This window comes from Sphingomonas aurantiaca (genome assembly GCF_003050705.1).
In the GTDB taxonomy this organism is placed as follows: Bacteria; Pseudomonadota; Alphaproteobacteria; order Sphingomonadales; family Sphingomonadaceae; genus Sphingomonas; species Sphingomonas aurantiaca.
Genome location: NZ_QAOG01000002.1, coordinates 1 through 23996, shown reverse-complemented (window position 1 = coordinate 23996; position 23996 = coordinate 1). Strand labels below are relative to the sequence as shown.

The 23996-nt window shown below is 66.3% G+C and carries 26 protein-coding genes and 1 tRNA gene; 11 read left to right on the top strand and 16 right to left on the bottom strand.

The annotated features are described in order from the left end of the window. Window positions 1-42: 42 nt before the first annotated feature. A complete protein-coding gene (locus tag C8J26_RS05600; protein ID WP_167398782.1) occupies window positions 43-1173 on the bottom strand; it encodes a lactonase family protein in 1131 nt (376 codons plus the stop codon). Between the two features lie 452 nt (window positions 1174-1625). Between C8J26_RS05600 and C8J26_RS05595 the strand changes: the two genes are divergently transcribed. Further along, window positions 1626-2894 carry an MFS transporter gene (locus tag C8J26_RS05595; RefSeq protein WP_146168777.1) on the top strand — a complete coding sequence of 423 codons (1269 nt, stop codon included), beginning with the start codon at window positions 1626-1628 and terminating at the stop codon, window positions 2892-2894. Beyond that, a complete protein-coding gene (locus tag C8J26_RS05590) occupies window positions 2891-3895 on the top strand; it encodes a helix-turn-helix domain-containing protein (protein WP_167398781.1) in 1005 nt (334 codons plus the stop codon). The genes C8J26_RS05595 and C8J26_RS05590 overlap by 4 nt, the downstream gene beginning before the upstream one ends. 6 nt (window positions 3896-3901) lie before the next feature. Here the strand turns inward: C8J26_RS05590 and C8J26_RS05585 are convergent, their stop codons facing one another. From C8J26_RS05585 to radA, 5 genes are all read right to left on the bottom strand, one after another. Beyond that, on the bottom strand, window positions 3902-4228 hold the full coding sequence (locus C8J26_RS05585) for a DUF423 domain-containing protein (RefSeq protein ID WP_107957112.1): 327 nt from the start codon (window positions 4226-4228) through the stop codon (window positions 3902-3904). After that, window positions 4225-5988, bottom strand: a complete 1764-nt coding sequence (locus tag C8J26_RS05580) for a cation:proton antiporter domain-containing protein (RefSeq protein ID WP_107957111.1) — start codon at window positions 5986-5988, stop codon at window positions 4225-4227. The genes C8J26_RS05585 and C8J26_RS05580 overlap by 4 nt, the downstream gene beginning before the upstream one ends. Continuing rightward, entirely contained in the window at window positions 5988-6419 is a 432-nt protein-coding gene (locus tag C8J26_RS05575; RefSeq protein WP_107957110.1) for an iron-sulfur cluster assembly scaffold protein, read from the bottom strand. Before C8J26_RS05575 ends, C8J26_RS05580 begins: the two co-directional genes overlap by 1 nt. Beyond that, entirely contained in the window at window positions 6416-6982 is a 567-nt protein-coding gene (locus tag C8J26_RS05570; protein WP_056420428.1) for a CvpA family protein, read from the bottom strand. Before C8J26_RS05570 ends, C8J26_RS05575 begins: the two co-directional genes overlap by 4 nt. Window positions 6983-7069: 87 nt before the next feature. After that, window positions 7070-8440, bottom strand: coding sequence for a DNA repair protein RadA (gene radA, locus C8J26_RS05565; RefSeq protein WP_107957109.1), 1371 nt, complete (start codon window positions 8438-8440; stop codon window positions 7070-7072). 120 nt (window positions 8441-8560) lie between these two features. Between radA and C8J26_RS05560 the strand changes: the two genes are divergently transcribed. Continuing rightward, window positions 8561-9715 carry a glycosyltransferase family 4 protein gene (locus C8J26_RS05560; protein WP_107957108.1) on the top strand — a complete coding sequence of 385 codons (1155 nt, stop codon included), beginning with the start codon at window positions 8561-8563 and terminating at the stop codon, window positions 9713-9715. Between the two features lie 28 nt (window positions 9716-9743). Here the strand turns inward: C8J26_RS05560 and C8J26_RS05555 are convergent, their stop codons facing one another. After that, on the bottom strand, window positions 9744-10034 hold the full coding sequence (locus tag C8J26_RS05555) for a DUF2218 domain-containing protein (RefSeq protein WP_107957107.1): 291 nt from the start codon (window positions 10032-10034) through the stop codon (window positions 9744-9746). Next, the gene (locus C8J26_RS05550) at window positions 10031-10624 is read right to left on the bottom strand and encodes a PadR family transcriptional regulator (protein ID WP_107957106.1); all 594 of its coding nucleotides are present in this window, start codon (window positions 10622-10624) and stop codon (window positions 10031-10033) included. Before C8J26_RS05550 ends, C8J26_RS05555 begins: the two co-directional genes overlap by 4 nt. A 175-nt stretch (window positions 10625-10799) precedes the next feature. Between C8J26_RS05550 and C8J26_RS05545 the strand changes: the two genes are divergently transcribed. From C8J26_RS05545 to C8J26_RS05525, 5 genes are all read left to right on the top strand, one after another. Next, window positions 10800-12119, top strand: a complete 1320-nt coding sequence (locus C8J26_RS05545; RefSeq protein WP_107957105.1) for a replication-associated recombination protein A — start codon at window positions 10800-10802, stop codon at window positions 12117-12119. 87 nt (window positions 12120-12206) lie between these two features. After that, window positions 12207-13082, top strand: coding sequence for a hypothetical protein (locus tag C8J26_RS05540; protein ID WP_208631332.1), 876 nt, complete (start codon window positions 12207-12209; stop codon window positions 13080-13082). Between the two features lie 46 nt (window positions 13083-13128). Further along, window positions 13129-13204, top strand: a tRNA-Thr gene (locus C8J26_RS05535). Window positions 13205-13364: 160 nt separating this feature from the next. Further along, entirely contained in the window at window positions 13365-14621 is a 1257-nt protein-coding gene (locus tag C8J26_RS05530) for a tyrosine-type recombinase/integrase (protein WP_107957104.1), read from the top strand. 13 nt (window positions 14622-14634) lie between these two features. Further along, entirely contained in the window at window positions 14635-15501 is an 867-nt protein-coding gene (locus C8J26_RS05525; protein ID WP_107957103.1) for a helix-turn-helix domain-containing protein, read from the top strand. 225 nt (window positions 15502-15726) lie between these two features. Here the strand turns inward: C8J26_RS05525 and C8J26_RS05520 are convergent, their stop codons facing one another. Beyond that, window positions 15727-16947, bottom strand: a complete 1221-nt coding sequence (locus C8J26_RS05520) for a tyrosine-type recombinase/integrase (protein WP_107957557.1) — start codon at window positions 16945-16947, stop codon at window positions 15727-15729. A 53-nt stretch (window positions 16948-17000) separates the two neighbouring features. On the opposite strand from C8J26_RS05520, the gene C8J26_RS05515 reads away from it, so the two are divergent. Further along, window positions 17001-17705: a TIGR02391 family protein gene (locus tag C8J26_RS05515; RefSeq protein WP_167398780.1), complete on the top strand. Its 705-nt coding sequence runs from the start codon at window positions 17001-17003 to the stop codon at window positions 17703-17705. Window positions 17706-18200: 495 nt separating this feature from the next. Then, window positions 18201-18794 (top strand): imm11 family protein, encoded by a 594-nt coding sequence (locus tag C8J26_RS20030; RefSeq protein WP_146168776.1) that lies wholly within the window; start codon window positions 18201-18203, stop codon window positions 18792-18794. A 339-nt stretch (window positions 18795-19133) separates the two neighbouring features. Here C8J26_RS20030 and C8J26_RS20810 read toward each other — a convergent pair whose 3' ends face one another. From C8J26_RS20810 to C8J26_RS05495, 5 genes are all read right to left on the bottom strand, one after another. Then, window positions 19134-20018: a glycoside hydrolase family 108 protein gene (locus C8J26_RS20810; RefSeq protein WP_244185180.1), complete on the bottom strand. Its 885-nt coding sequence runs from the start codon at window positions 20016-20018 to the stop codon at window positions 19134-19136. Window positions 20019-20190: 172 nt separating this feature from the next. Further along, window positions 20191-20460: a hypothetical protein gene (locus C8J26_RS05505; RefSeq protein ID WP_107957101.1), complete on the bottom strand. Its 270-nt coding sequence runs from the start codon at window positions 20458-20460 to the stop codon at window positions 20191-20193. 90 nt (window positions 20461-20550) lie between these two features. Further along, complete coding sequence (locus C8J26_RS05500) at window positions 20551-21081, bottom strand: DUF3164 family protein (protein WP_107957100.1); 531 nt, start codon at window positions 21079-21081, stop codon at window positions 20551-20553. Next, on the bottom strand, window positions 21078-21245 hold the full coding sequence (locus C8J26_RS20385) for a hypothetical protein (protein WP_167398779.1): 168 nt from the start codon (window positions 21243-21245) through the stop codon (window positions 21078-21080). The genes C8J26_RS05500 and C8J26_RS20385 overlap by 4 nt, the downstream gene beginning before the upstream one ends. After that, on the bottom strand, window positions 21245-21511 hold the full coding sequence (locus C8J26_RS05495; protein WP_146168775.1) for a hypothetical protein: 267 nt from the start codon (window positions 21509-21511) through the stop codon (window positions 21245-21247). Before C8J26_RS05495 ends, C8J26_RS20385 begins: the two co-directional genes overlap by 1 nt. 435 nt (window positions 21512-21946) lie before the next feature. On the opposite strand from C8J26_RS05495, the gene C8J26_RS05490 reads away from it, so the two are divergent. Continuing rightward, complete coding sequence (locus tag C8J26_RS05490) at window positions 21947-22192, top strand: response regulator transcription factor (protein ID WP_341871492.1); 246 nt, start codon at window positions 21947-21949, stop codon at window positions 22190-22192. On the opposite strand, the gene C8J26_RS05485 is transcribed toward C8J26_RS05490, so the two are convergent. Both C8J26_RS05485 and C8J26_RS20025 read right to left on the bottom strand, forming a co-directional pair. Further along, window positions 22169-22711 (bottom strand): hypothetical protein, encoded by a 543-nt coding sequence (locus C8J26_RS05485; protein ID WP_107957098.1) that lies wholly within the window; start codon window positions 22709-22711, stop codon window positions 22169-22171. The genes C8J26_RS05490 and C8J26_RS05485 overlap by 24 nt on opposite strands. Before the next feature lie 55 nt (window positions 22712-22766). Continuing rightward, entirely contained in the window at window positions 22767-23015 is a 249-nt protein-coding gene (locus tag C8J26_RS20025; protein WP_146168773.1) for a hypothetical protein, read from the bottom strand. Window positions 23016-23996 lie beyond the last annotated feature (981 nt).

The window sequence follows — 23996 nt, the reverse complement described above, 5'->3', positions numbered from 1 at the left end:
AACATAGGAGATTGCGCGCTATTCGCAAAGGCGGCGGCGCGCCTAGCCGGGTCGCCCGAGGAACACGACACCGGGCACGGACAGCGTCTCGCCGGTGGGGGCAAGGCGACCATCGGCGGCGATCCGGAACACCGCGAGCGTTCCCGATCGCTCATTGCCGACGACCAGCTGCCGCTCGTCATCGAGCAGTGCGAAGACACGCGGCCAATGCCCGCCGCTCGCGACATGCTGGATAAGCGACGGCACGCCGGCCGCATCGAGCGCGAACACCGCAATGCTGTCATGCCCGCGGTTCGAGACATAGATCCGCCTGCCGGCGCGATCGATCGCGATATGCGCGGCTTGCGACGCGCCGCGATGCCCGGCGGGCAGTGTCGAGAGTCTGTGGCGACCGACGAACATCCCGTCCTTGCGCGCATCGAGCGTATGCAGCGCGTTCGACAGTTCGCACACGACATAGGCCAGCGGCTGCCGGGGATGCCGCGCCATGTGCCGCGGCCCCGCCCCTGCCGGCGCACGCCACGCGAGCACCGGCGGCGCGACGCTACGCGCCACCGGATCGAACCGATAGGCGAAGATCGCATCGGCGCCGAGATCGACCGCGTGCAGCCAGCGACGGTCCGGGCTGAAGCCGACCCAATGCGCGTGCGGTGCCTCCTGGCGTTCATGATCCTTGCCCGCACTGGCGAAGCTGTCCGCATCGGCATGGCGGAACACGCTGGGGGATGCGGGCGCCCCGGTCTGCCGGTCGAGCGGGAAGAATGCGACGCTGCCGCTCGAATAGTTCGCGACCGCCAGGCAGGCGGATTGGCGATCGAGCGCGACGTGGCACGGATCAGCGCCCCCGCTCGATACCGTCGCGCGCCGGACCCAGCCGGGGGCGTAGGCGGACACCTCGCCCTGCGCCTGCTCGCGGACCAGATACCACGTCCCGCCGGGCCCACCGCCGATCCCGAACGACGCGTCCGCGATGCCGTCGACCGGCGTCCCGACCCGCCACCGATCGCCATTACCCGCGATCGGGTACAGGCCCTTGCCGCCCTCGCGTGCGTAGGTGCCCACGATCAGGGTCGGCGCACCTCGCGCCGTTCTGGCGTGTCCGGCCGCCATCGGAAAAGCCAGCGTCGCGCCCATCGCGCCGAGCATCGTCCGTCGTGTCGTTCCGTCGGTCATGCCATCCCCCGCCATGCGCCACATGCATGCGATACGGCGCCTGCACCACATCCCCATGCGGCAGCGAGCAAGCGTTGGGAAGCGCGACCGCATCGCGATGTCCGCCCAGGCCACCGCCCCGTCGAGAAACGCCTCGATCGCACTCACGATCGCCGGAAGCGGCGCGCTGCCGCAAACGTTCCGACGCGACGCTTGGACAATGAGATCGGTTCAATTCCGACGGGTTTGTGTTCTTTAAGAACAGGCGACTGATCTGGGCGACGTGCAACGCGCGTCCGCGACAAGTTCGCGTTTACTGCATCGCGCGGACAATAGTTACCGCACGGTCCGGCACGCGTGCCGGCTGTGCATCCGCAAGGCTTGACCGCTGCCGCCACCGGGGCCAGATCGCTGTCATTATTGGATATATCGAACGCCTGGGGGGGTGGGTCATCAGGCGTATCATTTCCGTATTGGCCATACTGCACTGTCTCGCCTTCATCGATCGCACCATGATCGGCGGTGCGTTGCCATTGATGCGCCTGGACCTGCCGATGACCGATGCCGGCGCGGGCTGGCTGATAGGGACCGCCTTTGCCGTGCCGTACGGCGTCACCGCGCTGGCGCTGGCGGCGATGCTGCGCGGGCGGCGGGCATCGCCGTGGTGGTTGATTGGCGGCGTGGCGGTCTGGACCGCGGCAACGCTCGTGACTGGCGCGGCACAATCCACGACCATGCTGATGCTGGCGCGGGCGGGGCTCGGCATCGGCCAGGCGATGTTCGTGCCGGTGGCGATCGCCTGGCTCGTCGACACCGCCGGGGCCGACGGTCGCGCGCGCGCGCTGTCTGTCTTCACGAGCGGCTCGACGATCGGGCGAAGCACCGCGCTGCTGGCGATCGGCGCGTTGCTGTCATTGTTGACCGTTCTCGCGCCCGTCGATCCCGCCAACCCGCTGAGCGGGGTCGCGCATTGGCGGTGGCTCTTCGTGATCACCGCGTTGCCCAACATCGTGATGCTCCCGCTGCTCGTCGGTATCCGCCGCAGCGCCGCGCGCATCGGCCCGGTCGGGCCCCTGCCCGATGGTCCACCGACGAGTCCCCTGCCAGCCGAAGTCCGCCGGTCGACGATCGCGCTATATTTTGCGGCGGCGATCATGCCCGTCCTGCTCATCCAGGCGATGGGCGCGTGGCTGCCGACGCTGTTCGTGCGCGACCGCGGTCTCCTGCCCGCCGAGGCGGCGATCCTGCTTGGCGGGGTGACGCTGATCGCGGCGCCCGCAGGCCAGCTTGCCGGCGGCTGGCTGATGACCCGCTATACCGCGTGGCATGATCATGTCCCGGCGATCCTCCTCACCGGGCTGATCGCGACGCTGCTGCCGCTCGCGGCGCTGGTCTGGGCGCCGAGCCTCGCCGGGGCGGTGGTCGGCGTGGCGATGGCGAACCTCACGCTCGGGATCGCCTCGTTCTGCGGGCTGTTCGGCGTGCAGATGCTGAGCCCGGTCTCGGCGCGCGTTACCGTCAACGGCGTCTTTCTCGCGCTCGTCACGCTGGTGGGCGTCGGCGTCGGACCGCTGCTGACCGGGGTGCTGGCGACCGTTGCCGGAAGCGGCGGCGCCGGCACCGTTCCTGCCGCCGGGGCGCTCGGGGCCGCGTTGTTCACCACCGGCGTGATCGCAAGCTGCGTCTGCGCGCTGGCGGTCTGGGCGGTCCGGCCCCGCTATCGCCAGAGATGCGCGGCATGACCGCGCCCGAGGCACCCGAACGGGTTTCGTTCGACAGCGCGGCGTTGCCGCCGAACGAGCGGATCGATCGGTACCGGGCGCTCTACGCGCTGGGCGCCGACGTCACGCAGATCGGCCCCGACCCGCGCGCCGCGTTCGAGGCCTGGCGACTGGACCGCGCGCTGCTCTACGATCGCCGCCTCAACGACATCAGCCATAGCCGGGGCGAGCAGCGGGTCGGCCGCGACGGCTTCACGCACTGGACCGTGACGCTGGTGTTCGAGGGCCTGTTGCAGGTCGATATCGGCGACGGCATCCGCGAGATCAAAGCCGGCGAGGTCGTGCTGGTCGATGTCAGCCGCGCCACGCGCAACATGATGCGCGATGCACGAATCGCGACGCTCGCGATCGCGCAGGACCGGATCGAGGAGACCGTCGGGCCGATCGGGGCGCTGCACGGACTGGTGCTGACCGCCGACCAGTGCCGGCTCTACGCCGATTTCGTCCAGTCGCTGCTGTCGAACCTGCCCAACATGAAGACCTCGTCGCTGCCGGCTGCGACGTCTGCGCTGTGCACGCTGCTGAAGGTGGCGCTGGAGACCTATGGGCTGCACGACACCATCGTCGAGGCCGGGCGCGACGGGCGGCGACTGAGCCAGCTTCGCACGCTGGTCGACGGCCGGCTCGGGGATCCCGATTTCGACGCAGAGACCGCGATTGCCGAGACCGGCGTGTCGCGCGCGACGCTGTACCGGCTGCTGCGGCCGCAACAGGGGCTTGCCGCCTTCATCCTCGCGCGACGCCTCGAACAGGTCCGGCGCGCGCTCTCCAACCCCGCCGAGCGACGGTCGTTCGCCGAAATCGCGCTCGACGCGGGGCTCGTCACCGAGAGCCACGCCAGCCGTGCGTTCCTGGCGCGCTACGGGCTACGGCCCGGCGGCTATCGCACCGCGGTCGCGACCGCGATGGCGGAGACCGATCCTATCGAGCAGATCCGGTTGTGGCAGCAGGAACTGCGCTGACCGTGGTCAGGACCGCGCCTGCCATGCGAGCCACAGCCAGCCCCCGATCAGCAGCGCCCCACCGATCGGCGTGATCGCCCCGAACCAGCGCGGCGCTCCCAGCGCCATCGCATAGAGCGTCAGCGCGAAGATCGCCGCGCCGGCCACGAACAGCCAGGCGGGTCCGCGCGCCTCCATGCGGATCGCGACCAGCGCCGCGACCACGTGGACCAGCTGGTACTGCGCGCCGGTCTTCAGCCACTCCGCGGCGGCACCGCTTGCGCCGTGTGCGCCGAACGCGCCTGCAGCGACCGCGAGCGCGCCCGACAAGGCGGCGAGAATGACGATGATCATGGCTGGTCGTTCCCCCAGGGAAAGCGTTGCGCGGTCTCGGTGCGCGCCGCGCGGATGTCACCCGAGTCGATCTGGAACTGCAACCGCTCCTTGTCGCGCGCGCGATAGGCTTCCTCCGCCCGGTCGATATCGCCCGGCGCGACATCGAGCCCGCGCAACGCCAGCCGCGCCATCTTCACCGCCGATTCGAGCACTTCGCGGACCACCGCATTCGCCGACGTGTTCTTCAGCTTGACCAGCGCACGCCGATCATAGGCGCGGACGTAGATCGCCGCGTCGGGGAACGCCTCGTGCACGCCCTCGATCGTCGCGGGATCGAGCTGGTCGCCGTCCATGCAGAAACAGATGACCTCCGCCTCCGCGGCGCCCGCCTGGCGCAACAGGTCGAGCCGCGTGCCGTCGCCATAATAAACCTTCGCGCCGAACTCGCCGGCGATGTCGATCATCTCGATATCGGTGTCGATCAGCGTCACCGGAATATCTTCCTCGAGCAGGATCTGGCCGACCGTCTGGCCAAACCGCCCATAGCCGACGATGATCGCGTTCGCGCCGTCGACCTTGGGACCGTCGCGCTGCTGCCCCTTGGCGACTGGCTCGGTCCGGAAGCGGCGCGTGATCCCCATCAGGAACGGCGTCGTCGCCATCGACAGCGTGATGATCGCGCCGAACAGGCTCGCCGCCTGCGGTTCGATCAGCAGCCCGGCCTGCGCCTGCGCGAACAGCACGAAGCCGAACTCGCCGCCCTGGCTCAGCAACAGGCCAAGCGCGAACGCCTGGCGCCACGTCATCTTGAACGCCATGCCGATCAGCATGATCACGCTGGTCTTGGTCAGGATCAGCGCGGCCGCCATCGCCATCACGAACAGCGGCCGCTCGGCGATCGCGTTCAGATCGAGCACCATGCCGACCGCGAGGAAGAACAGCCCGAGGAGGATCGATCGGAACGGCTCGACATCGGCTTCAAGTTCGTGCCGGTACGGGCTGTCGGCGAGCATGACGCCGGCGATGAAGGCGCCAAGCGCGGTCGACAGGCCCAGCCATTCCATGATCGCGGCGCTCGCGATGACGGTGAAGAGGCCCGCGAAGACGAACATCTCGCGCTCGCCGAGATTGCCGATCAGGCGGAAGAACGGGCGAAGCAGGAAGCGGCCTGCGACGACAAGGCCGACGACCGCGAGCACCGTGTAGATCGCGAGCAGCCAGCCGGGCGGCGCGTTGGCGTCGGCGGGATTGCGGCTCATCGCCGCGACGATCGTGATGAGCGGGACGATCGAGAGATCCTGGAACAGCAGGATGGAGAATGCGCGCTCACCGAACGGCGTCTTCATGCGGCCGGAAGAGCGCAGCATCGGCAGGACCTGCGCGGTCGACGACAGCGCGAGCGGGAGCCCCAGCGCGAGCGCGGCGGGGAGCGAGAATCGCGCGCCGATCCAGACGATTGCCGTGATCGCCAGGCCGCAGATTGCGACCTGCAACAAGCCCAGCCCGAATATCTCCTCCTTCATCCGCCACAGACGCGTCGGATTGAGCTCGAGCCCGACGATGAACAGCAGCAGCGTGATGCCGAGTTCGGCAAAGCCGAGCTTTGATTCCGCATCACCGACCAGGCCGAGCACATGCGGCCCGACGACCGCGCCCGCGACGAGATAGCCGAGCGTCGCACCCAGCCCGAGTCGCCGGAACAACAGCACGAACATCAGCCCAAACCCGAGCAATACGACCCCGTCACGCAGCAGCGACGGCGACGTGCCCTCGGCCATCAGGCTTTGGCCTTTGCAGCGGTATCGGCGGCTTCGGCCGCGGCTTCGAACGCCAGCCGGATCGAGGGGTGGCGCGCGGTATAGTCGAGCGCGGGGGTGAAGATATCCATCCCCGGCCAATCGGGCGGATCGCCTTCGCGCGCAAGCCAGGTGGTCAGCCCATCGCGCGCGGCGGCGAGTTCGGCAGGCGTCCGGCCGAGGATGTTGGCGGCGAGCAACGACGACGATGCCTGGCCCAGCGCGCAGGCGCGGACGAGCAGCCCGACCTCGCTCACGCGCCCCTCGGCGTCGACCGCGACGTCGATCGTCACGCGGCTGCCGCAGATCGGCGAGCGTTTCTCGGCGGTCGCCATCGGCGCGGGGAGGCGTTCGTGGTGCGGGATCGTCGCGGCGAGACGCAGGATCTCGGCGTTGTAGAGGGGCGCGCTCATGGCTTCGGCTCGCTTGCGTTATCGGATCGGGAGGGCGGCGTCATGGCGCCGAACACGGGCTTGCCGCGGCGGCGGCGGTCGACGAAATCGGCGATGCTGGCGCTGGTGGCGTTGAGCAGCGGGTAGGTCCGCGACGTCGTCATCCAGCCGGGCCGGCGCGCGGGTCCGCCGCCCATCGTATCGATGACGAGCGTCGCGAGCAGGAAGACGAGGCTGGCGAGGATCAGGCCCTTGAGCGCGCCGAACCCGAAGCCGAGCGCGCGGTCGACGGGTCCCAGGATCGACGTCCTGGTCCGCGCGCCGATCGCGTTGGCGACCAGCCGTCCGCCGATATAGGTCAGCCCGGTGATGATCGCGAAGGCGAGCACCGCGGCGCCGCCGACGGTACCGATCATCGGCGACAGCGTGGCGGCAAGCGGGATGTGGAACAGCTTCAACATCGCCACCATCGCGACCCAGGCGAACATCGACAGCACTTCGGTCACGAACCCGCGGATCAACCCGAGCACCGCCGACCCGGCGACGGCGAGCAGGACGACGATGTCTAGCGCGGTGAGGTTCATGGATCTGGAATAGGGATGCGCGCGCCGAACCGCTAGTGCGGGCGTTCGTGTCGCGTCCTCGCCAGCCCCGTCATACCCCGCGCGGTGCTACCCCCGCCCCATCATGTGATCGACGAACGAGGCCAGCGTCTTGAAGCCCGACAGTTTCATCCCGCTCTTCTCCCCCGTCATCGACGCCGGGACCAGCGCGCGTTCGAAGCCGAGCTTGCTGGCCTCCTTGAGCCGCAACAGCCCATGCGCGACCGGACGGATCTCGCCCGACAGCGCGACCTCGCCGAACGCCACCGCGTCGACGGGCACCGGGCGTTCCGACATCGCCGAAATCAGCGCCGCCGCCACTGCCAGGTCCGCCGCCGGATCCTGCACGCGGTAGCCGCCGGCGATGTTCAGATAGACTTCGGCATTCGAGAAGCTGAGCCCGCACCGCGCCTCGAGCACCGCGAGGATCATCGCGAGCCGCCCCGAATCCCAGCCGACCACCGCGCGCCGTGGCGTCGCGCCCGACGCAAGCCTAACGGTCAGCGCCTGGATCTCGACGAGCACCGGGCGCGTCCCCTCCAGCGCCGGGAACACAGTCGCGCCGGTCATCGCGTCGTCGCGGTGCGTGAGGAACAGCGACGACGGGTTGCCGACCTCGGCCAGCCCCTCGGTCTGCATCGAGAAGACGCCGATCTCGTCGGTACCGCCGAAGCGGTTCTTGATCGCGCGCAGGATGCGGTACTGGTGGCTGCGCTCGCCTTCGAAGCTCAGCACCGTGTCGACCATATGCTCGAGCACGCGCGGACCGGCGATCGAGCCGTCCTTCGTCACGTGCCCGACGAGCACCACCGCGGTGCCGCGTTCCTTGGCGAAGCGGATCAGCTCCTGCGCCGACGCGCGGACCTGGCTGACCGTGCCGGGCGCGCCCTCGATCAGGTCCGAATGCATCGTCTGGATCGAATCGATCACGAGCATCGCCGGCGGCCGGGTCTGCAACGTCGTCAGGATGTCGCGCGTCGAGGTCGCCGCCGCCAGTTGGACCGGCGCATTGCCGAGCCCCAGCCGCCGCGCGCGCAGCCGCACTTGGTCGGCCGCCTCCTCGCCCGAGACATAGGCGACCGACTGGCCTGCGAGCGCCATCTTCGCCGCCGCCTGCAGCAGCAGCGTCGACTTGCCGATGCCGGGATCGCCACCGATCAGCGTCGCCGATCCCTCGACGAAGCCGCCGCCCAGCGCACGGTCGAGCTCGGCGATGCCCGTCGCCATCCGATCAGGCAGCTTGATCTCGGCATCGAGCCCCACGAGCTGGATCGCGCGGCCGCCGGTCTGCAGATTGTGCTTGGAATGGAACGGAGTCGCGGCGGTGTTCGCCTCCTCGACCAGCGTGTTCCATTCGTTACAATCGGCGCACTGCCCCGCCCACCGGTGCGACACCGATCCACAGGACTGACATACATAACGTTTCTGGGGTTTCGCCATGGCGGCGGCTTAGCCCAGCAGGAACGATAAGGGAACATCGTTCGCCCGGATCGGCCCCGCAAAGCGCGCGCGGCCGGATTGTCTGGCGCTTGCCCACGTGCGGCGCTATCCGCCCGGAGGATGCAGCCGACCGATCTCCGTGTGGCCCTGTTCAGCGGCAATTATAACTATGTCCGCGACGGTGCGAACCAGTCGCTGAACCTGCTTGTCGGGCACCTTTTGTCGCGCGGCGTGCAGGTCCGCGTCTATTCGCCGACCGTCGCCAAGCCCGCCTTCCCCGCGATCGGCGACCTGGTCGACGTGCCCGCGATCCCGCTGGTTGGCGGTCGCGGCGAATATCGCGTCGCGCTGGGCATCACGCCGCGCGTGCGCCGCGACATCGACGCGTTTGCGCCCAACATCGTCCATGTCTCCGCGCCCGAGTTTCTCGGCCATGCCGCGGTCGCCTATGCCCGCACGCGAGCGATCGCGACGGTCGCGTCGTTCCACACGCGGTTCGAGACCTATTTCCGCTATTACCGGATGGGTTTTCTCGAGCCGCTCGCGAAAAAGCGGCTGACTCGCTTCTACAACCGGGTCGACGAGGTCGTCGTCCCCTCGCCCAGCATGGCCGAGCTGTTGCGCGGCTGGGGGGTGACCTCGTCGATCGGCATCTGGTCGCGCGGGATCGATCACGACCGGTTCAACCCGGCGCGGCGCGATCTGGCCTGGCGGCGCTCGCTCGGCATCGGCGATGACGAGATGGTCGTCGGGTTCCTCGGCCGGCTGGTGAAGGAAAAGGGCCTCGACGTCTTTGCCGACGTGCTGACCGAGCTGCGCCGCCGGGGCGTCCGCCACCGCGTCGTGGTGGTCGGCGAAGGCCCGGCGCGCGACTGGTTTGCGGAGCGCGTGCCCGAAGCGGTGTTCACCGGCTTTCAGTCGGGCGAGGCGCTCGGCCGCGCGGTCGCGTCGATGGACGTGTTCTTCAACCCCAGCGTCACCGAGACGTTCGGCAACGTGACGCTCGAGGCGATGGCGGCAAGCGTTCCCGTCGTCGCCGCGCGCGCGACCGGCGCGGTCGACCTGATCGACGATGGCCGGACCGGCTTCCTGGTGCCGCCGACCGACATCGCCGGCTATGCCGACGCGATCGCCCGGATCGTCGCCGAGCCGGGCCTGCGCCACGCGATGGGCAGCGCCGGCCATGCCAAGGCGGCGGGCTATCGCTGGGACGTGATCAACCAGACCGTGCTCGACACCTACCTTGCGGTGATGGCGCGCCGCGAGCGCGGCTGATCGACCACGGATAACGCACCGATCGGCGTCAGACAGCCGCCCAGTCGAACGTCAGCGGCGCCTCGCGGAAGGCGAAGCGGTCGAGATGGCTCGACACCACGCCGCGCATCCGCTCGACATCCTCGCCATCGGGCACGGTCAGCGCGACGTCGAGCGTCTCGCTGTCCGCGCGCATCTCCAGCACCGCGCCGTTCGGGAAGGCGATGCGGCCCTCTTCTTCCGAAAACGTGACCTCCATCTTGTGGCTCCAATGCTTGGCCAACTGCTGGAGATACTTGCTCGCCGAATGCGTCGGTACGCGTGCGACGGAGACGCTCACTTCAAGCGCTCGATCTTCTGCGCGACCTCGTCGATCAGTGCCGCCACGTCGTGCAGCGTATCCTCGTTGACGTCCTCGCGTATGAGCCGGTGCTGGAGCACCTGGCGAAGATTGCCCATTGCCCGCCGGATCGGCGCGCCATCGGTCCGCTCCGATTCCGCGCCCACCGCCGCCAGCCGCGCGAACAGCGCATCGACGATCGCGCTATTCTCGGCGAGATGCGCACGGCCCTCGTCGCTCGCCGCAAAGCGCTTCTTGGCGCCCTCCGACTGCTGCTCCTCGATCAGCCCCATCTCGTCGAGCATGCTGAGCGTCGGATAGACGACCCCCGGGCTCGGCGCATAGCCGCCGCCGGTCAGCCCCTCGATCTCGCGGATCAGGTCGTAGCCGTGGCGCGGCGCGTCCGCGATCAGCTTCAGCATCACGAGCTTCAGTTCGCCGCCATCGAACAACCGGCGCCGTCCGCCGGGGCCGCCGCGATGCCCGTGCCGTCCGTGCCCGCCATGACCGTCATGGCCCGGCCGACCGCGTTGCTCGCCGTCGCCACGCGGGCCACCGGTCCAAGCTCCATATTCTGTACCAAACCGCATTTGAGTGTTCTCCGATATATCTTCGTTCATGACGTAAGATATATCGCAGACTATTTCGTGTTCAAGGGGGCGGTCGAAAGATTCGCGCAATTCTCGTCCGCCACGGGAAAGACGATCCGTAGAGGGAGGACGCGCATGGATGGGCAAACCGCCCCCCCGCCCCTATCTTTGCCGGATGGCCGACCTCTTCGCGGGCTTCGAACCCGCCCCCCCTACCGAAACGCCCCCCGAGAACGCGCCGCTCGCGGATCGCCTGCGCCCGCGCACGCTCGACGAGGTGGTCGGGCAGGATCACATCACCGGCCCCGAGGGTGCGATCGGCAGGATGGTGTCGGCGGGACGGCTATCCTCGATCATCCTGTGGGGCCCTCCCGGCACCGGCAAGACCACCATCGCGCGGCTGCTCGCGGACGCGGTCGACCTGCGGTTCGTCGCGATCTCGGCGGTGTTCTCGGGCGTGGCCGAGCTGAAGAAGTCGTTCGCCGAGGCGCGCGAGCATGCCAAGATGGGCAAGCGCACCTTGCTGTTCGTGGACGAAATCCACCGCTTCAACCGCGCGCAGCAGGACGGCTTCCTGCCCTATGTCGAGGACGGCACCGTCACGCTGGTCGGCGCGACCACCGAGAATCCGTCGTTCGAACTCAACGCCGCGTTGCTCAGCCGCGCGCAGGTGCTGATCCTTGAACGGCTCGGCCGCGGTGCGCTCGAACAACTGCTTGATCGGGCCGAGGTGGTGATGGAGCGCCCCCTGCCCGTCACGCCACCCGCCAAGGACGCGCTGATCGCGAGCGCGGACGGCGATGGCCGGTTCCTGCTCAACCAGGCGGAGACGCTGTTCTCGGTCAACCTTCCCGAACCACTCGATCCGGCGGGACTGTCGAACTTCCTTCAACGCCGCGTCGCGGTGTACGACAAGGATCGCGAGGGGCATTACAACCTCATCTCCGCGCTCCACAAATCGATCCGCGGCAGCGATCCGCAGGCGGCGCTTTATTATCTCGCGCGGATGCTGACCGCGGGCGAGGAACCGCTGTTCCTGCTGCGCCGCCTTACCCGCGCGGCGGTCGAGGATATCGGGCTCGCCGATCCGCAGGCGCTGGTCCAGTGCATCGCGGCGAAGGACACCTACGACTTTCTCGGCAGCCCGGAGGGCGAGCTCGCGATCGCGCAGGCCTGCGTCTATCTGGCGACCGCGCCCAAATCGAACGCGGTGTACAAGGCGCAGAAGGCGGCGTGGAAATCGGCGCGCGAGACCGGATCGCTGATGCCCCCCGCCGCAATCCGCAACGCCCCGACCAAGCTCATGCGCGATATCGGTTACGGCAAGGGCTATGCGTACGACCATGATGCCGAGGGTGCGTTTTCGGGCTCGGATTACTGGCCCGACGAGATGAGCCCGCAGACCTTCTACGCGCCCACCGAACGCGGGTTCGAAAAGCGACTGTCGGAGCGGCTGGCCTATTGGGACGGCCTGCGTGCGACCAAACGCGCATGAGGGGCTGGGATGCGGTCGCCGCCTATGCGCTCTCGTTGACCGAGAGCGCGGCATGGGATCAGACCTTGGTCGCGCAGCGCAAAGGCTATGGCGATCGCCCCTGATCGGTTCAGCCACTTCGCCGCGATCGACTGGTCGGGCGCGGTCGGCGCGCGGCAGCCCGGCATCGCTGTCGCGATCTGCACGCACGGTGCCGAGGCCCCGACGCTGGTCGCGGCCGAGGGCGGCTGGTCGCGCGCCGCCGCGCTCGACTGGCTGGCGAGCACGATGCCGCCCGATACGCTGGTCGGGCTCGATCTCGGGCCATCGCTGCCATTCGTCGATCGCGGTGCGTTCTTCCCCGGCTGGTCCGACAGCCCGGCGGACGCGCGCGCCTTGTGGCGGCTGGTCGATGCGATCTGCGCGGACGACCCGCATCTCGGCGCGAGCAGCTTCGTCGATCATGACGCGATCGCGCCGCACCTGCGGCGCCATGGCGGGCGCAAGGGCGTGTTCTTCGAAGGGCGCGGCCGGCTACGCGTGACCGAGGAGGCGCAGGGTCTGCAGGGGCTCAACCCGACCAGCGCGCTCAACCTGGTCGGCGCCGCGCAGGTCGGCAAGTCGAGCCTGACGGGCATGCGCGTGCTGCACCGGCTCGCCGGGCGCCTGCCGGTCTGGCCGTTCGATCCACTGCCCGCGAGCGGGTCGGCGATCGTCGAGATCTACACGACGATCGCCGCGCGCGCCGCCGGCATCCGCAAGGGCCTCAGCAAGATGCGCGACGCCGAGTCGCTCGACAGGGCGCTCGCCGCGCTCGGCAGCGCGCCGCACCGACCGCTCGCACGCTATGACGACCACGCGACCGACGCGATCCTCACCGCCGCGTGGCTGCGCACCACCGCGCACCGCGCCGACCTCTGGGCCCCGCCCGCACTGACCCCGCATATCGCGCAAACCGAGGGCTGGACCTTCGGCGTTTCTTGAAGCATTGGGCATCCAGTACCGGGCGCGCATGGCCCGGCACGCACCGGCCGGTTTAGCTCAGTTGGTAGAGCGCCAGTTTTGTAAACTGGATGTCGCGGGTTCGATTCCTGCAACCGGCACCATTTTTCACCTTCACAGACCGTCAAAGTCCGTCAAAAACCACGGAAAACAGCCGTTTTTTGGGGTTCCTGTTGCCGTCAAAAGCCGCCATTGCCGGCGAGGACTGGCGGGGGCATTCGGGGGCATTATGGGGGCACGGTTCTATAGCGGTGGGGGCATCGCGTGCTGACGGATCTGCAGTGCAAATCACCGCCGGCCGACGGGAAGTCGAAACTATTCGACGGCCACGGGCTCTATCTGGAAATTTTGAAGTCCGGCGCGCGCTCTTGGCGGTGGAAATATCGCATCCACGGCAAGGAAAAGCGACTCACCTTCGGCCTCTATCCCGACGTCTCGCTGAAGAAGGCGCGAATCGCGCGCGAGCAGGCAGCAGCACTGCTCCGGACGGGGGTGGATCCTTCGATCGATCGCGTGCTGCAGGCGGCGCAGGCAGCAGCTCAGGGCGAACATACGTTCAAGTCGGTAGCCCTGACATGGCACGCCAGTCAGGTGCCGCTCTTCAAGCCAACGCACGCGAAGCACGTCCTGCGGACGTTGGAGAACGACGTCTTCCCGGCAATCGGCAAGATGCCGATCGCGCAGGTTACCTCGCCACAGATCGTCACGCTGCTGCGGAAGATCGAGGCGCGCGGTTCGGCCGACGTCGCGCATCGCTGCCGGCAGCGGATCTCCGACATCTTCGTACATGCGATCGCCAGCGCGATCGCGACCACCAACCCGGCGGCGGAAATGGGCAAGGCGCTCGGTCGGGTTCGGCACCGTCACTATCCGGCGGTCCAAACGATCGCGGACGCACGGGAATTGCTCAGAGTCGTGGAAGCGCGGCCGGTCTTCCCGCTAACGAGGCTGGCTTCGCGCCTGTTGGCGCTGACGACGGTGCGGTCGGGCGTTCTGCGCCTGGCGGAGGTGCACGAGTTCGAGGATCTGGACGGCGAAGCCCCGATCTGGCGAATTCCGGCTACGAAAATGAAGCTAGCCCAGGAGCGTCGCAACGATCCGGCATTCGAGTTCATCGTTCCGTTGTCACGTCAGGCGGTCGAGATCGTGAAGATCGCGATCAGCTTCAGCGGCACGACGGGGTTGATCTTCCGATCGATCAAGTTCGCCAAGCGGCCGCTAAGCGACAGCACGATCAGCAAGCTGTATCGGGAGGCAGGCTACGCCGCCATCCACGTGCCGCATGGTTGGCGCGCAACGTTCTCTACCGTCATGAACCGGCTCGCGGCCGAGGAGGGTCGGAAGGGAGATCGGGAAGTCATCGACCTCATGCTGGCGCATATCGATGGCAGCGTGGAAGCGATTTACAATCGGTACGCGTACATGCCCCGACGGCGCGAAATCGCGCAGGAATGGGCCGACTTGCTGACGGTGGATCTTTTGGAGCCCGCACAGCTGCTCGAGGGGCCGCGGCACTCCTGACGAGTGGCGCGCTGTGAGCGCGGTCAATGGTACCGCGCCGACAGCGCAAGCTGTCCGCAATCTCATTCGCGGGACGAGTGCCCAGTTCTCCGAGAAGTCGCGCGGCCCCGATCACGGCGAAGGCCATCGCGTACCGCGGCGCCTCAGCTATGACGTCGACGATCTGCGCGCCCAGCCGTGGAAGAAGGTCGGCGACGGATCGCACGCCCAGGGCGTGATTCATCGCGAGGCGCTGGTGCAGAGCGCCAAGGAACAGCGCCGGCAGGATTGGAAGGAGCTGCCCAACCGTCGGCTTCGCGAGATACGTGAGCAGCGCGACACGCTGGCGGCCGAGCTCGCGGCGCTCGTCGCGCAGGGGCAGGCTCCGATCGGTCGGCCAGCAACGCTGCGGCACGAGATCGAGCGACTGGACGCCACGATCGCGCAAGCCGACGGCCGGCTTCGCCGCGTCGACATCACCGTGCTCGAGGCGCTGCTCGAGAAGATCGACTTCGCGACAGGCGCGCTGTTTCCGTCATACGAGACGATCGCCGATTGGGCGGTCTGCAGCCGCAACGCCGCGATCGACGCGGTGAAGCGCCTGAAGGGTCGCGGCTTCGTGGATTGGGTGCGCCGTAGCATCCGGACGAACAACGACGGCGAGTTCGCCCCCCAGCGAGAGCAGACGTCGAACGCCTATTATTTCGACCATAGGCGCAGCATGGCGCCCCGAACATGGCAGCGGTACATGCAGATCCTCGTCGCCAAGCTTCGCCGCCTGGGGGCCGTCCCTGCCGCCGTGGCACGCGGTGCGCCAGCCGCGCCACGCGAGGTCCAATACGCCCCCCTGCGCGCCGCTCTCGCCAGCGCGGCTTCGTCGTTCGACAACGCGAGTACATGAAATGTGCTCTATCCTGCATTCAGATATGAGGAATAAGGAACGTCTCCGCTGAACGCGGAGCCGGCGCTAGTTTGATATTCCCCCAGAGCCGAAACGGCATGCCTCAAGGACCCGACCGCCAAGACCCGGCTGTCGGAACGAGGCGGCTTGCGCCGCCCCGGGCTGTCGATGGGGGAAGTGTGCGAGATCCGTTGTTCTTTTCTTGCGTCGCGTATGCGGCGCTGATCAGATCCCGACCAACATATCCGACCAGTCCTGGAACAGATCGCGCAGCCGCTGAAGGCGAGCACTTCGATCATACGCCGCTTTGACCTTGTCCTTCGGCGTATGCGCCAGAGCCCGCTCGATATCGGCGCCGTCGGCCCCCTTCTCGTTCATCATCGTCGAGAACGACGCCCGCCAGCCGTGCGGGACATGCCGCCCCTCGAACCCCGCGCGATCGTAGAGCGCGCCAATCGACTTCTCGCCGATCATCCGCCCCCCGCCGCAATCGAAGACCAGGCCGTGCATATTTGCATCCTGCTGATGCATATTCTCGCGGCCCTGATGCATATCCCCGCGCAATTCGCGCAGCAGCTCGACCGCCTGGCGCGACAGCGGCACCAGATGGTCGTTCTTCGCATCGAGCTTCTTTGCTGCCGCCAGCTTCATCCGCGCGGCCGGTACCCGCCAAAGCGGCGCGGCCCTGTCGAGATCCTCGATCTCCTCCCAGCGCGCGCCGCGTACCGCGGCGAAACGGACCGCGGTCAGTGCCAGGAATCGCGACGCAAGTTTCACTACCGGCGCGACGTCGACCAGCTCGGCCCCGGCGAGCAGCGCCCGCGCGTCCTCGATCTCGAGCAACGCGGGGTGATGCTGCGCTGGCGCGGGCGGGGTCAGCGCCCGGCTAACGATCGCCGCGGGATCCTGGTCGACCAGGTCCTCCGCCATCGCATAGGCGAAGACGGCCGAGATCCGCTGACGGACGCGGCCGGTGGTGACCAGGCTGCCGCGCTCCTCGATGACGCGCAGCGCGTTCAGAATCACCGGCACGGTGACGGCGCCGATCGGCATCGCGCCGATCGCCGGGAACACGTCGCGCTCGAGGCTCCCGAGGACGTCGCCGGCATGCACTTCCGTCCAACGCGGGCGCATGTGGGTGTGCCACTGGCGCGCGACGTGTTCGAAAGCACGAGCCTTGCCGGTTTGCGGCAGTTCGCAGGACCGAGGATCCTCGCCGCGGCCGAGCTGCTCGCGCGCTTGGTCGCACCGGGCCCGGGCGGCATCGAGCGTCACCTCGGGCACGGCGCCGATCGTCAGCAGCTGCTCCTTCCCGCCAAGGCGGAACTTCATACGGAACGACTTTCGGCCGGTCGGCGCGACGTAGAGGTGCAGGCCGCCCTGGTCGAACAGCTTGTAGGCGGCCGCGCGCGGCCGCGCGGCTTTCACCGCGGCGTTGGTGAGCATATTGACCTCCACGTTGATCTCGGATGGTTGGGGCGAATAATTTGGAGAGACTGATGCAGCGACTGCCGCACCCATTCCCGTCGGATGAAATGACTCTAGCTTTGCCGCCAGCCGAGCTCGCCGGCCCGCTCCTGCACTTCCTGGCGCTCTCGGAATGGGGCGGCCGCTTTCACCAGCCTAATGTCTTGGGCACATTGAGGTCAGCTGCCGGGTTGGAGCTTGTACAGGCCGTGGCGGAAGCTTGGGCGTGGCTCGAAGCGCAAGGTCTTCTAGTGTACTCGGTGGACGGTACGACGGTCGGCGTGACCACCCTTTCGCGAGCTGCCAAACACATCGCGGCTACACATTCGTTTGACCGGTATCTTGCCTCGTCGGCATTGCCTCGCGAATTTCTGCATCCAGTTGTCGCAAACAAGTCGTGGGCGCTATACCTCACGGGAGATTACGCTACCGCTGTTTTTGCCGCCTTCAAAGCGCTTGAGATTGTGGTCGCGGAGAAAAGCCGTTGTACTGGCACGGGCGTCAACCTCATGCGCGCTGCGTTCCACAAGACGACAGGGCCGCTGACCGATTATTCGTTATTGGAAGGCGAACGAGAGGCAATGGGCCAGCTCTTCGCAGGTGCGTTCGGAACCATTCGCAATCCGGTTAGCCACCGGGAAGTAGAATACAGAGACCCAACCGAACCCGGGGAGCAGCTCGTCTTAGCGAGCCACCTCATGCGTATTGTTGACGCTAGCGACCCAAAAATCTCTTAGAAGTCTGTTGCTCGCGGCGGAGGAACCCTCCGCCGCGTTGACGCTTTTCCGCGGGTTTTAGCGCCCTCGGTACCCCAGATTTGACCAGTCGATACCCCGGCGGCTTTCGCCCAGAGTCGGACGTTCAGGCTGGCGATCCGGGTGCCCGATAACGGCCATTCGTTAAGCGCGATCTTTCCCATTTCTCCGTCTCCGATTGGCCATTTCGAGAAAGAGCAATTGGGAACAGATTTTGGGAAAGCTAAACCTGCAGGCGTCCGTCAGCGCGATCAAGGCGGCGAGGTTCCCGCCAGCCGTTCGTTTCCGAGAATGCCCCGACGCGCAGTTCTTGACGAAAAAGGGAAAGTTTTGCATCGATACAGCGGCGTGAAGGGCTAGACGGCTACGCCCCTAAATTCCAACGTTAGCATTTCGAATACCGAGGGTCGTATAGCACTAGCTCGACCTGAAGCCGCTCACCGCTGTCTTCGGAGCCGTAGGAGGCCTAACCACAGCATGACCGTTTATGGCGCCTCGTATGAGCCATCCGGCCTTCGAAAGCCCAATGGGAAAATTGTCGGAGGAGCAACAGAATTGTTGCTCCAAGACGAAACTCCCGATGGCGGCATAAATACAAGGGTCAGCAAATCGTCAAGTGGCCGTCCGGTTCAGGTGGCGAGCGTTCCAACGCGAATATCTTGGCCAGCAAACTTAAAGCCTCAAGACTATGAGGCGCTTTTCGTTCGGACAGTAAGCGATCGATTACGATATCTGATTGAAGATATTGAGCCTGGCATGCATCAATTCATAGAATTGCACTATGTGCGAAAGACCGGAGAGGTTCTACATAAAAGGTGGTTTTGGCAGGTATGCAACCGGATTGACAGCGTATTCGCCGAACGTCCCGGTTGGGTATTTGATCGTGTATCATGGAGATATCCGTCGGGAGATAAGCTCATATTCGACGTGACAAAATCAGGAGGGTCACACTTTTGGCATGAGAAGCATGTCTATTGCGGACTCATGATGAGTGAGCATGCAATGGCGCGATTAAACGAAGAAGACATCTCTGGTTTTAGTCTTCACGAATATGCCACTGTACAAAGGTAGCTTCCCCGGGGTGGGTGCCAGATAGCGGATACCCGGCAGATCACGCACCCATTCCCGAAACTCGATCCTTTTCGAGAAAGGCCGCAGCGTTAGGCGACGTCCGCTAACGCCATCTGCCTGCTCAAAAGCGGACCGTCCGCTTTCCTCCCAAATCAGACATTGCCGCGGCGGAGAATCCCTCCGCCGCAATGACGCTTTTTCGCGGGTTTCAGCGGGGCGTGTACCCCACTTTTGGGTGGGCGATACCCCGGCGCAGACCCCGCAATAGCTACTCGAAAGCACGAGGATCAGCGCGCCTTGCCAGCGTGAGGACGACTGCGACGATGACGCGGATCTGCGTCACGACGTTGCGACCTTGCACCGGCCGCGATCGACGTTGCCGACCCGGTGCGCGATCCAGCCTTTGTAGAAGACCTTCCGCTTCGGGTTCACGCGGACTAGGCGCGCATATTCCGCGGCCTGCGCGCGATCGAGATTGACCAGCGTTGCGACGCACAGGTTGCTGGCGCCGAGCTTCCCCTGCCACGCGCGGTACGCCGCGATCGTCCCGGGCCCGACGCGGCCGTCAGTCACCAGCTTGGTACCGCACAGGGCGTTGGTCGATTGCTGGAACCACGTTGACGGGCGGGCCGCCCCCATGTTGACGGTCGTGTCGAACAGCTCGGCCGTCACTGCGGCGTCGATCGGCACCAGGGCGGCGTAGCCAGGCTGCACCAGGTACCGCGTGTAATAGATGCTCTCCGCCACCTCGCGCGGCAGCGTCCGCATCGGCCCGGTGTAGCCGTTCTGCACGGCAACGGCTTTGGTGATGCCCATGTGCGTCTCGCCGCCGGGATCGGCCGGGTGATTCACGTAGCCGCCCTCGACGGCGATCACGCTGGCGATCATAGCGAGCGCGATCGTAGCGATGCCGCCGGCGGCCTTCGGCGCGACCTTGCCAGTGATCGACTTCCACAGGCTCTTGCGCTCGCCGACCGGCTTCTGCGGGATCAGGCGCACGACGATCGTCGCCACGAACAGCAGCGTCGGGATGACGTCCGCGACCGACTCGGGAAAGGTCGCACGAATGTCGTCGGGCAGTCCGTTCCAGATCTGCAGCAGCGTATCGGGGGCGGCCGCGGCAAAGGCAGTGAGGATGGCGCCGAGCGCGGACATGCGCACGGACCACAGCGGCCAGGCGCGCAACCATAGGTCACGCGCCCGACGCATGGCGTCGAGTTTCATCGGTATCTCCTGTGAGGGGCGGCAGCCGGCCGCCGGCGGGATCAGGTGCGGGCGGGTGAGCCCAGCGCCGGCGCGGCGCGCGGCCGACGTCGGATATAAACGATCAGCCGGCAGGCTGGTGGGACTGCCTGGATCGCAGCGCCGGCCAGGATCATGAGCATAGGACCGTCGATCATCGCGCGGCGATCTTCGGCGCCGGCGCCATCATCTCGAGCTTGGTCTCGATCCGGATCGTGCGGCCGTCGATCTTTGTCAGCAGATCGGTCTTGGCCTGGTTGGCGGCCTCGAGCACTTCGATCCGACGGGTGTTGGTATCGATCTGCGCGGAGCGGTTGCCGTCAGCGCGGAACATGCCGCCGACGACCGCGAGCGGGGCAACCACTGCGCAGCACACCATGATGATGTCCTTCAGCGCCAGGCGCTGTTGTGGTGCGTCGCTCACGCGAGCCGCCGTCCCGCGACGCCAAGGCCCGCGAGGGTGTAATTCTTCATGATGCGAGCCTTTGCTTAGACGGGGGCGGCAGGCGGGGGCCTACTCGGTGGGGGCCTGTTCGGCCTCCGGAGCTGCAGCGCGGGCCGCTTCGCTCGGCGTGATCGGTGCGGGCTCGGCCGTCGACAGCTGCTCCAGCAGGCTGACGATCGCCTGGCCGGTGTAGCCCATCCAGCGGACGCCGTGGCCGCAGTTTGCGCAGCCGTCACGTCCGTCACGTCGGTCAACGAGATACGCGCGATCTGCCCCGATTGCGACGAGCCATCCCGGCTGATGATCCGCGCCAGCAGCCGGTGACGCGCTCGATCCGGCAGCCGTCTTTCCGCCGACGGTCGTGCCGTACTCCTGCGCGAGCAGCGCTTGGAACGCGCCGACGCGCTCGAACGTCCGCGCCTTGAACGCGGCAATGAGGGCGGACAGTTCGCGCGCATCGGTCAGGATGGCACGCACCGTTTCGTCCATGAGCAGGTCGACCGGCTTGACCGCGGCGAGCGGGACCAGGCTGCCCTTGGCGTCACGAAGATACGGGGTGCCGGCGACGTCGACCGCGGCGGGGTGCTTGGCGGTGCTCATGCTGGTGCGCCCTGATTGGCGGGTGGCGCGACGCTCGCGGCGATCGTCGCGACCGGGAGGATGCTGAGGATCTCGCGCAATAGGCTCACCGGGACGCCGACCAGGGCATGATCCGGATGACCGGCATCGACCGCGCGCTGAATTGCTTCGCGAGGGATTGCCATCACCAACCGGCCTTCGTGCCATCGGCACTGACATAGAGGGGGGGCCGGGCAGCGCGGGTGACGCTGCCCCGGAAGGCGGCGAGCAGGTCGCGGGCGATGCCCTGCGCCTGCTCCTCGAGGACGTTGTAATCGTCCGAAGATACAACGCCCAGCCGCACTCGTTGGGTCAGCTCATCGAACCGCGGTGTGATGCGTTCGAGCTGATCGGCCAGGTTCGAGTTCGACTGGGCGGCCACTGCACCGGATCGGGGAACATCATGACGCATATCAGATCTCCCTTCACGTAGGACGCACGCACAAAGGGGGGCGGGCGGCGTCCAGCGGCTACAGCTGTGGCGGGGTCGATTTGCGAGTTACGTGACCGTTTGGGGAGGTGACCTTGTGGGAAGTTCCCCAAAGGTCACCCCCAAATCTCGGCCACGCCTTCCATCAGATAGGGAAGCCTTCTGGTCCAAGATGGATACACCTAGCGACGTTCAGATTGAGTCCGCCACATCGCCTTTGTAATTTAAACACACCAGGTTAGGTCCGTGCCGGATTTATTAACATTTGGTAACGTGGCATCTTAACAACGCGCGAATCGGGAATAGATTTAATCCTGCTAATTCGTGCCAGTTGCTGACGTTTTTTTGACTAGAAGCGCGCACACAAGGGCTGTGTCGCGGGGGCGAGGGTTGCTATTTTTCTAGCCACCCGTCGCAATGAATTGGGGGGACGAAATGCAATCTTCTGTAATCCCACATCTGACCGCCCGTGAAGAAGAAGTGTTCCGACTTGTCGCTAGAGGGCGCTCAGCTAAGGAAGTTGCTAACGAGCTTAGCATCGCACCGTGTACCGTCGAGCGCCACATCGAGAATGTGCGACTTAAGACACGGACTCGAAACAGGGCTCATATGATTGCGGTCGTTATGCGAGATGAATGGCTAGCAGCGCTTCCAGCTGTCTAGCGCCGAAACCAAGAGCGATCGGGCCCGTCGGTTGGAAAGCCGCCAGTCCCGCGCGGCCGTCGTCAGCGCCATGTCGTCCACGATGATCGCGAGCAGCATCGCACCGTGCGGAGCGACCGCCTCACGCCAACGGGCGTATGCGCGCTCACGAATCACGGCAGCGATTGACGCGTGCGAAGCGCTGTGCGGACCGCCGCCCGAGCTGCGCGGCTCAAAGTTCGCAGTGCGCACCGCAACCTCGGCCGTGATGGAATGGTACGCCTCGGCGATCTGATCCGCCGCGGCGAGCTGGTGCGCGTCGATCGCACCGGTACCGACGAGGCGGGCAAGCGAACCCTCACGTCGTGCTTGCGCAGCAGCGTGTTCGTGCGTCTCGGCCGTGCCGTTCGTCTTGTGCGACCAGCGCTCGCGCAGCTGCACGCGCTCCTCGATGCCGCGCTCCAGCGTCACGGTCGCCGGCATCTTGCCCTTCTTGCGACGGTTGGCGCCCTTGGGTTTCGGACGCGGCTCGCCAAGCACCAGGTGCGCTACGCGCTGTTGCTCGCGTTCGGTTGTGAGAGCAGGCGCTGCCTGGTCAGTAGGTAGGTGTGGCATGGAGATCCCCGGCGTCGACGTCAGGGATATGCTCGAGGATCGCCACGAGCGGGAGATGACCTTGTGGTAACGGCCGCACGCGATCGACGTTCGCGAAATCCTCGTTCACGACGACGCCCAGCTGGCGCATCCGCTCTATCAGCTGCCGCTCAAGCAACCCGGGCACGGTGATCGCCCGTTGCGCGCCAGCTGCGCGCTCGATCATCTTCTCGAACGCAAGCTTCTTCACGAGCGCCTTCGCTCGCGTGTCGCTTACGTCTAACGCCAGCGCAATCTCGCGCATTGCGGGACTACGGCCATGCTCGAGAATATAACCGGATATGAAGTCCAGCGCCTGCTGCTTTCGGCTCGGCAGTATCTCCGAATATACGCCCATTAGTTCCCCGCCAATCCCCAGAGGAACATAGAGTGAATCGGCCTCTCACGCCAGCAAAGGTAGAGGCTTGCGCTGATCAAAACTGCGAGAGCAACTGATCCGGGGCGTTACCCGCTCATTCGGCTGCGTCGTTGAGCCAATCCGGTGTTGCCCTGCCACAGCCCCCGAATCGTACTGGCTGCCGCGAGCCATCGGCGCGTGAAAACGAGGGTTGCGCCAGGAGCGCTTGCGCGGTGACCGAACAAGGCTTTCCCGGCATGCAGGCTATCACAGTCCTCGCCAGAATTCCTGTGTCGTTCTCCCATGAGTAAAGCGTGACGTCTCGGTTCAGCAGCTGCTGATTGAGCGCCAGCCCCCAGCGACACCGGCCCACGAAGCTTGCGATGATACGCCTTTGCGCCACATCAATCGAGGTGGTTGAGGCTGCCGCACTTTTGAGGGATCGGCTCGGTACGTAGGACGGCGTAAGGTAGCCAATCACCACGAGGACCAGGAGTACCGGCAAGCCAAACATGCCGGTCAGGAACGACCATTTCCGCATTCCTGATCGTCTACGGGGGATTCCTGTTCAGCGGCTTAACGTCGCTTCCAATAGGCCTAGCGCACTTATGGAGCTTCCCAGTTCAAAGTACGGACGGCTGCGGCGGAGGTCCCCTCCGCCGCAGCCAATCACACCCCGCAGAAACCTGCGGTTTGCGAGGAGGCTATGCCACGATGTACCCCAACGATACCCCAGGCGGGCAGCGCTCGACAGCTAGCGCAATCAAAGATGGATCGTGCCTCCGTGCTCGTCCGCTTCCGCCCAATTGCAGACAGCGGTGCGATCGTTCATCT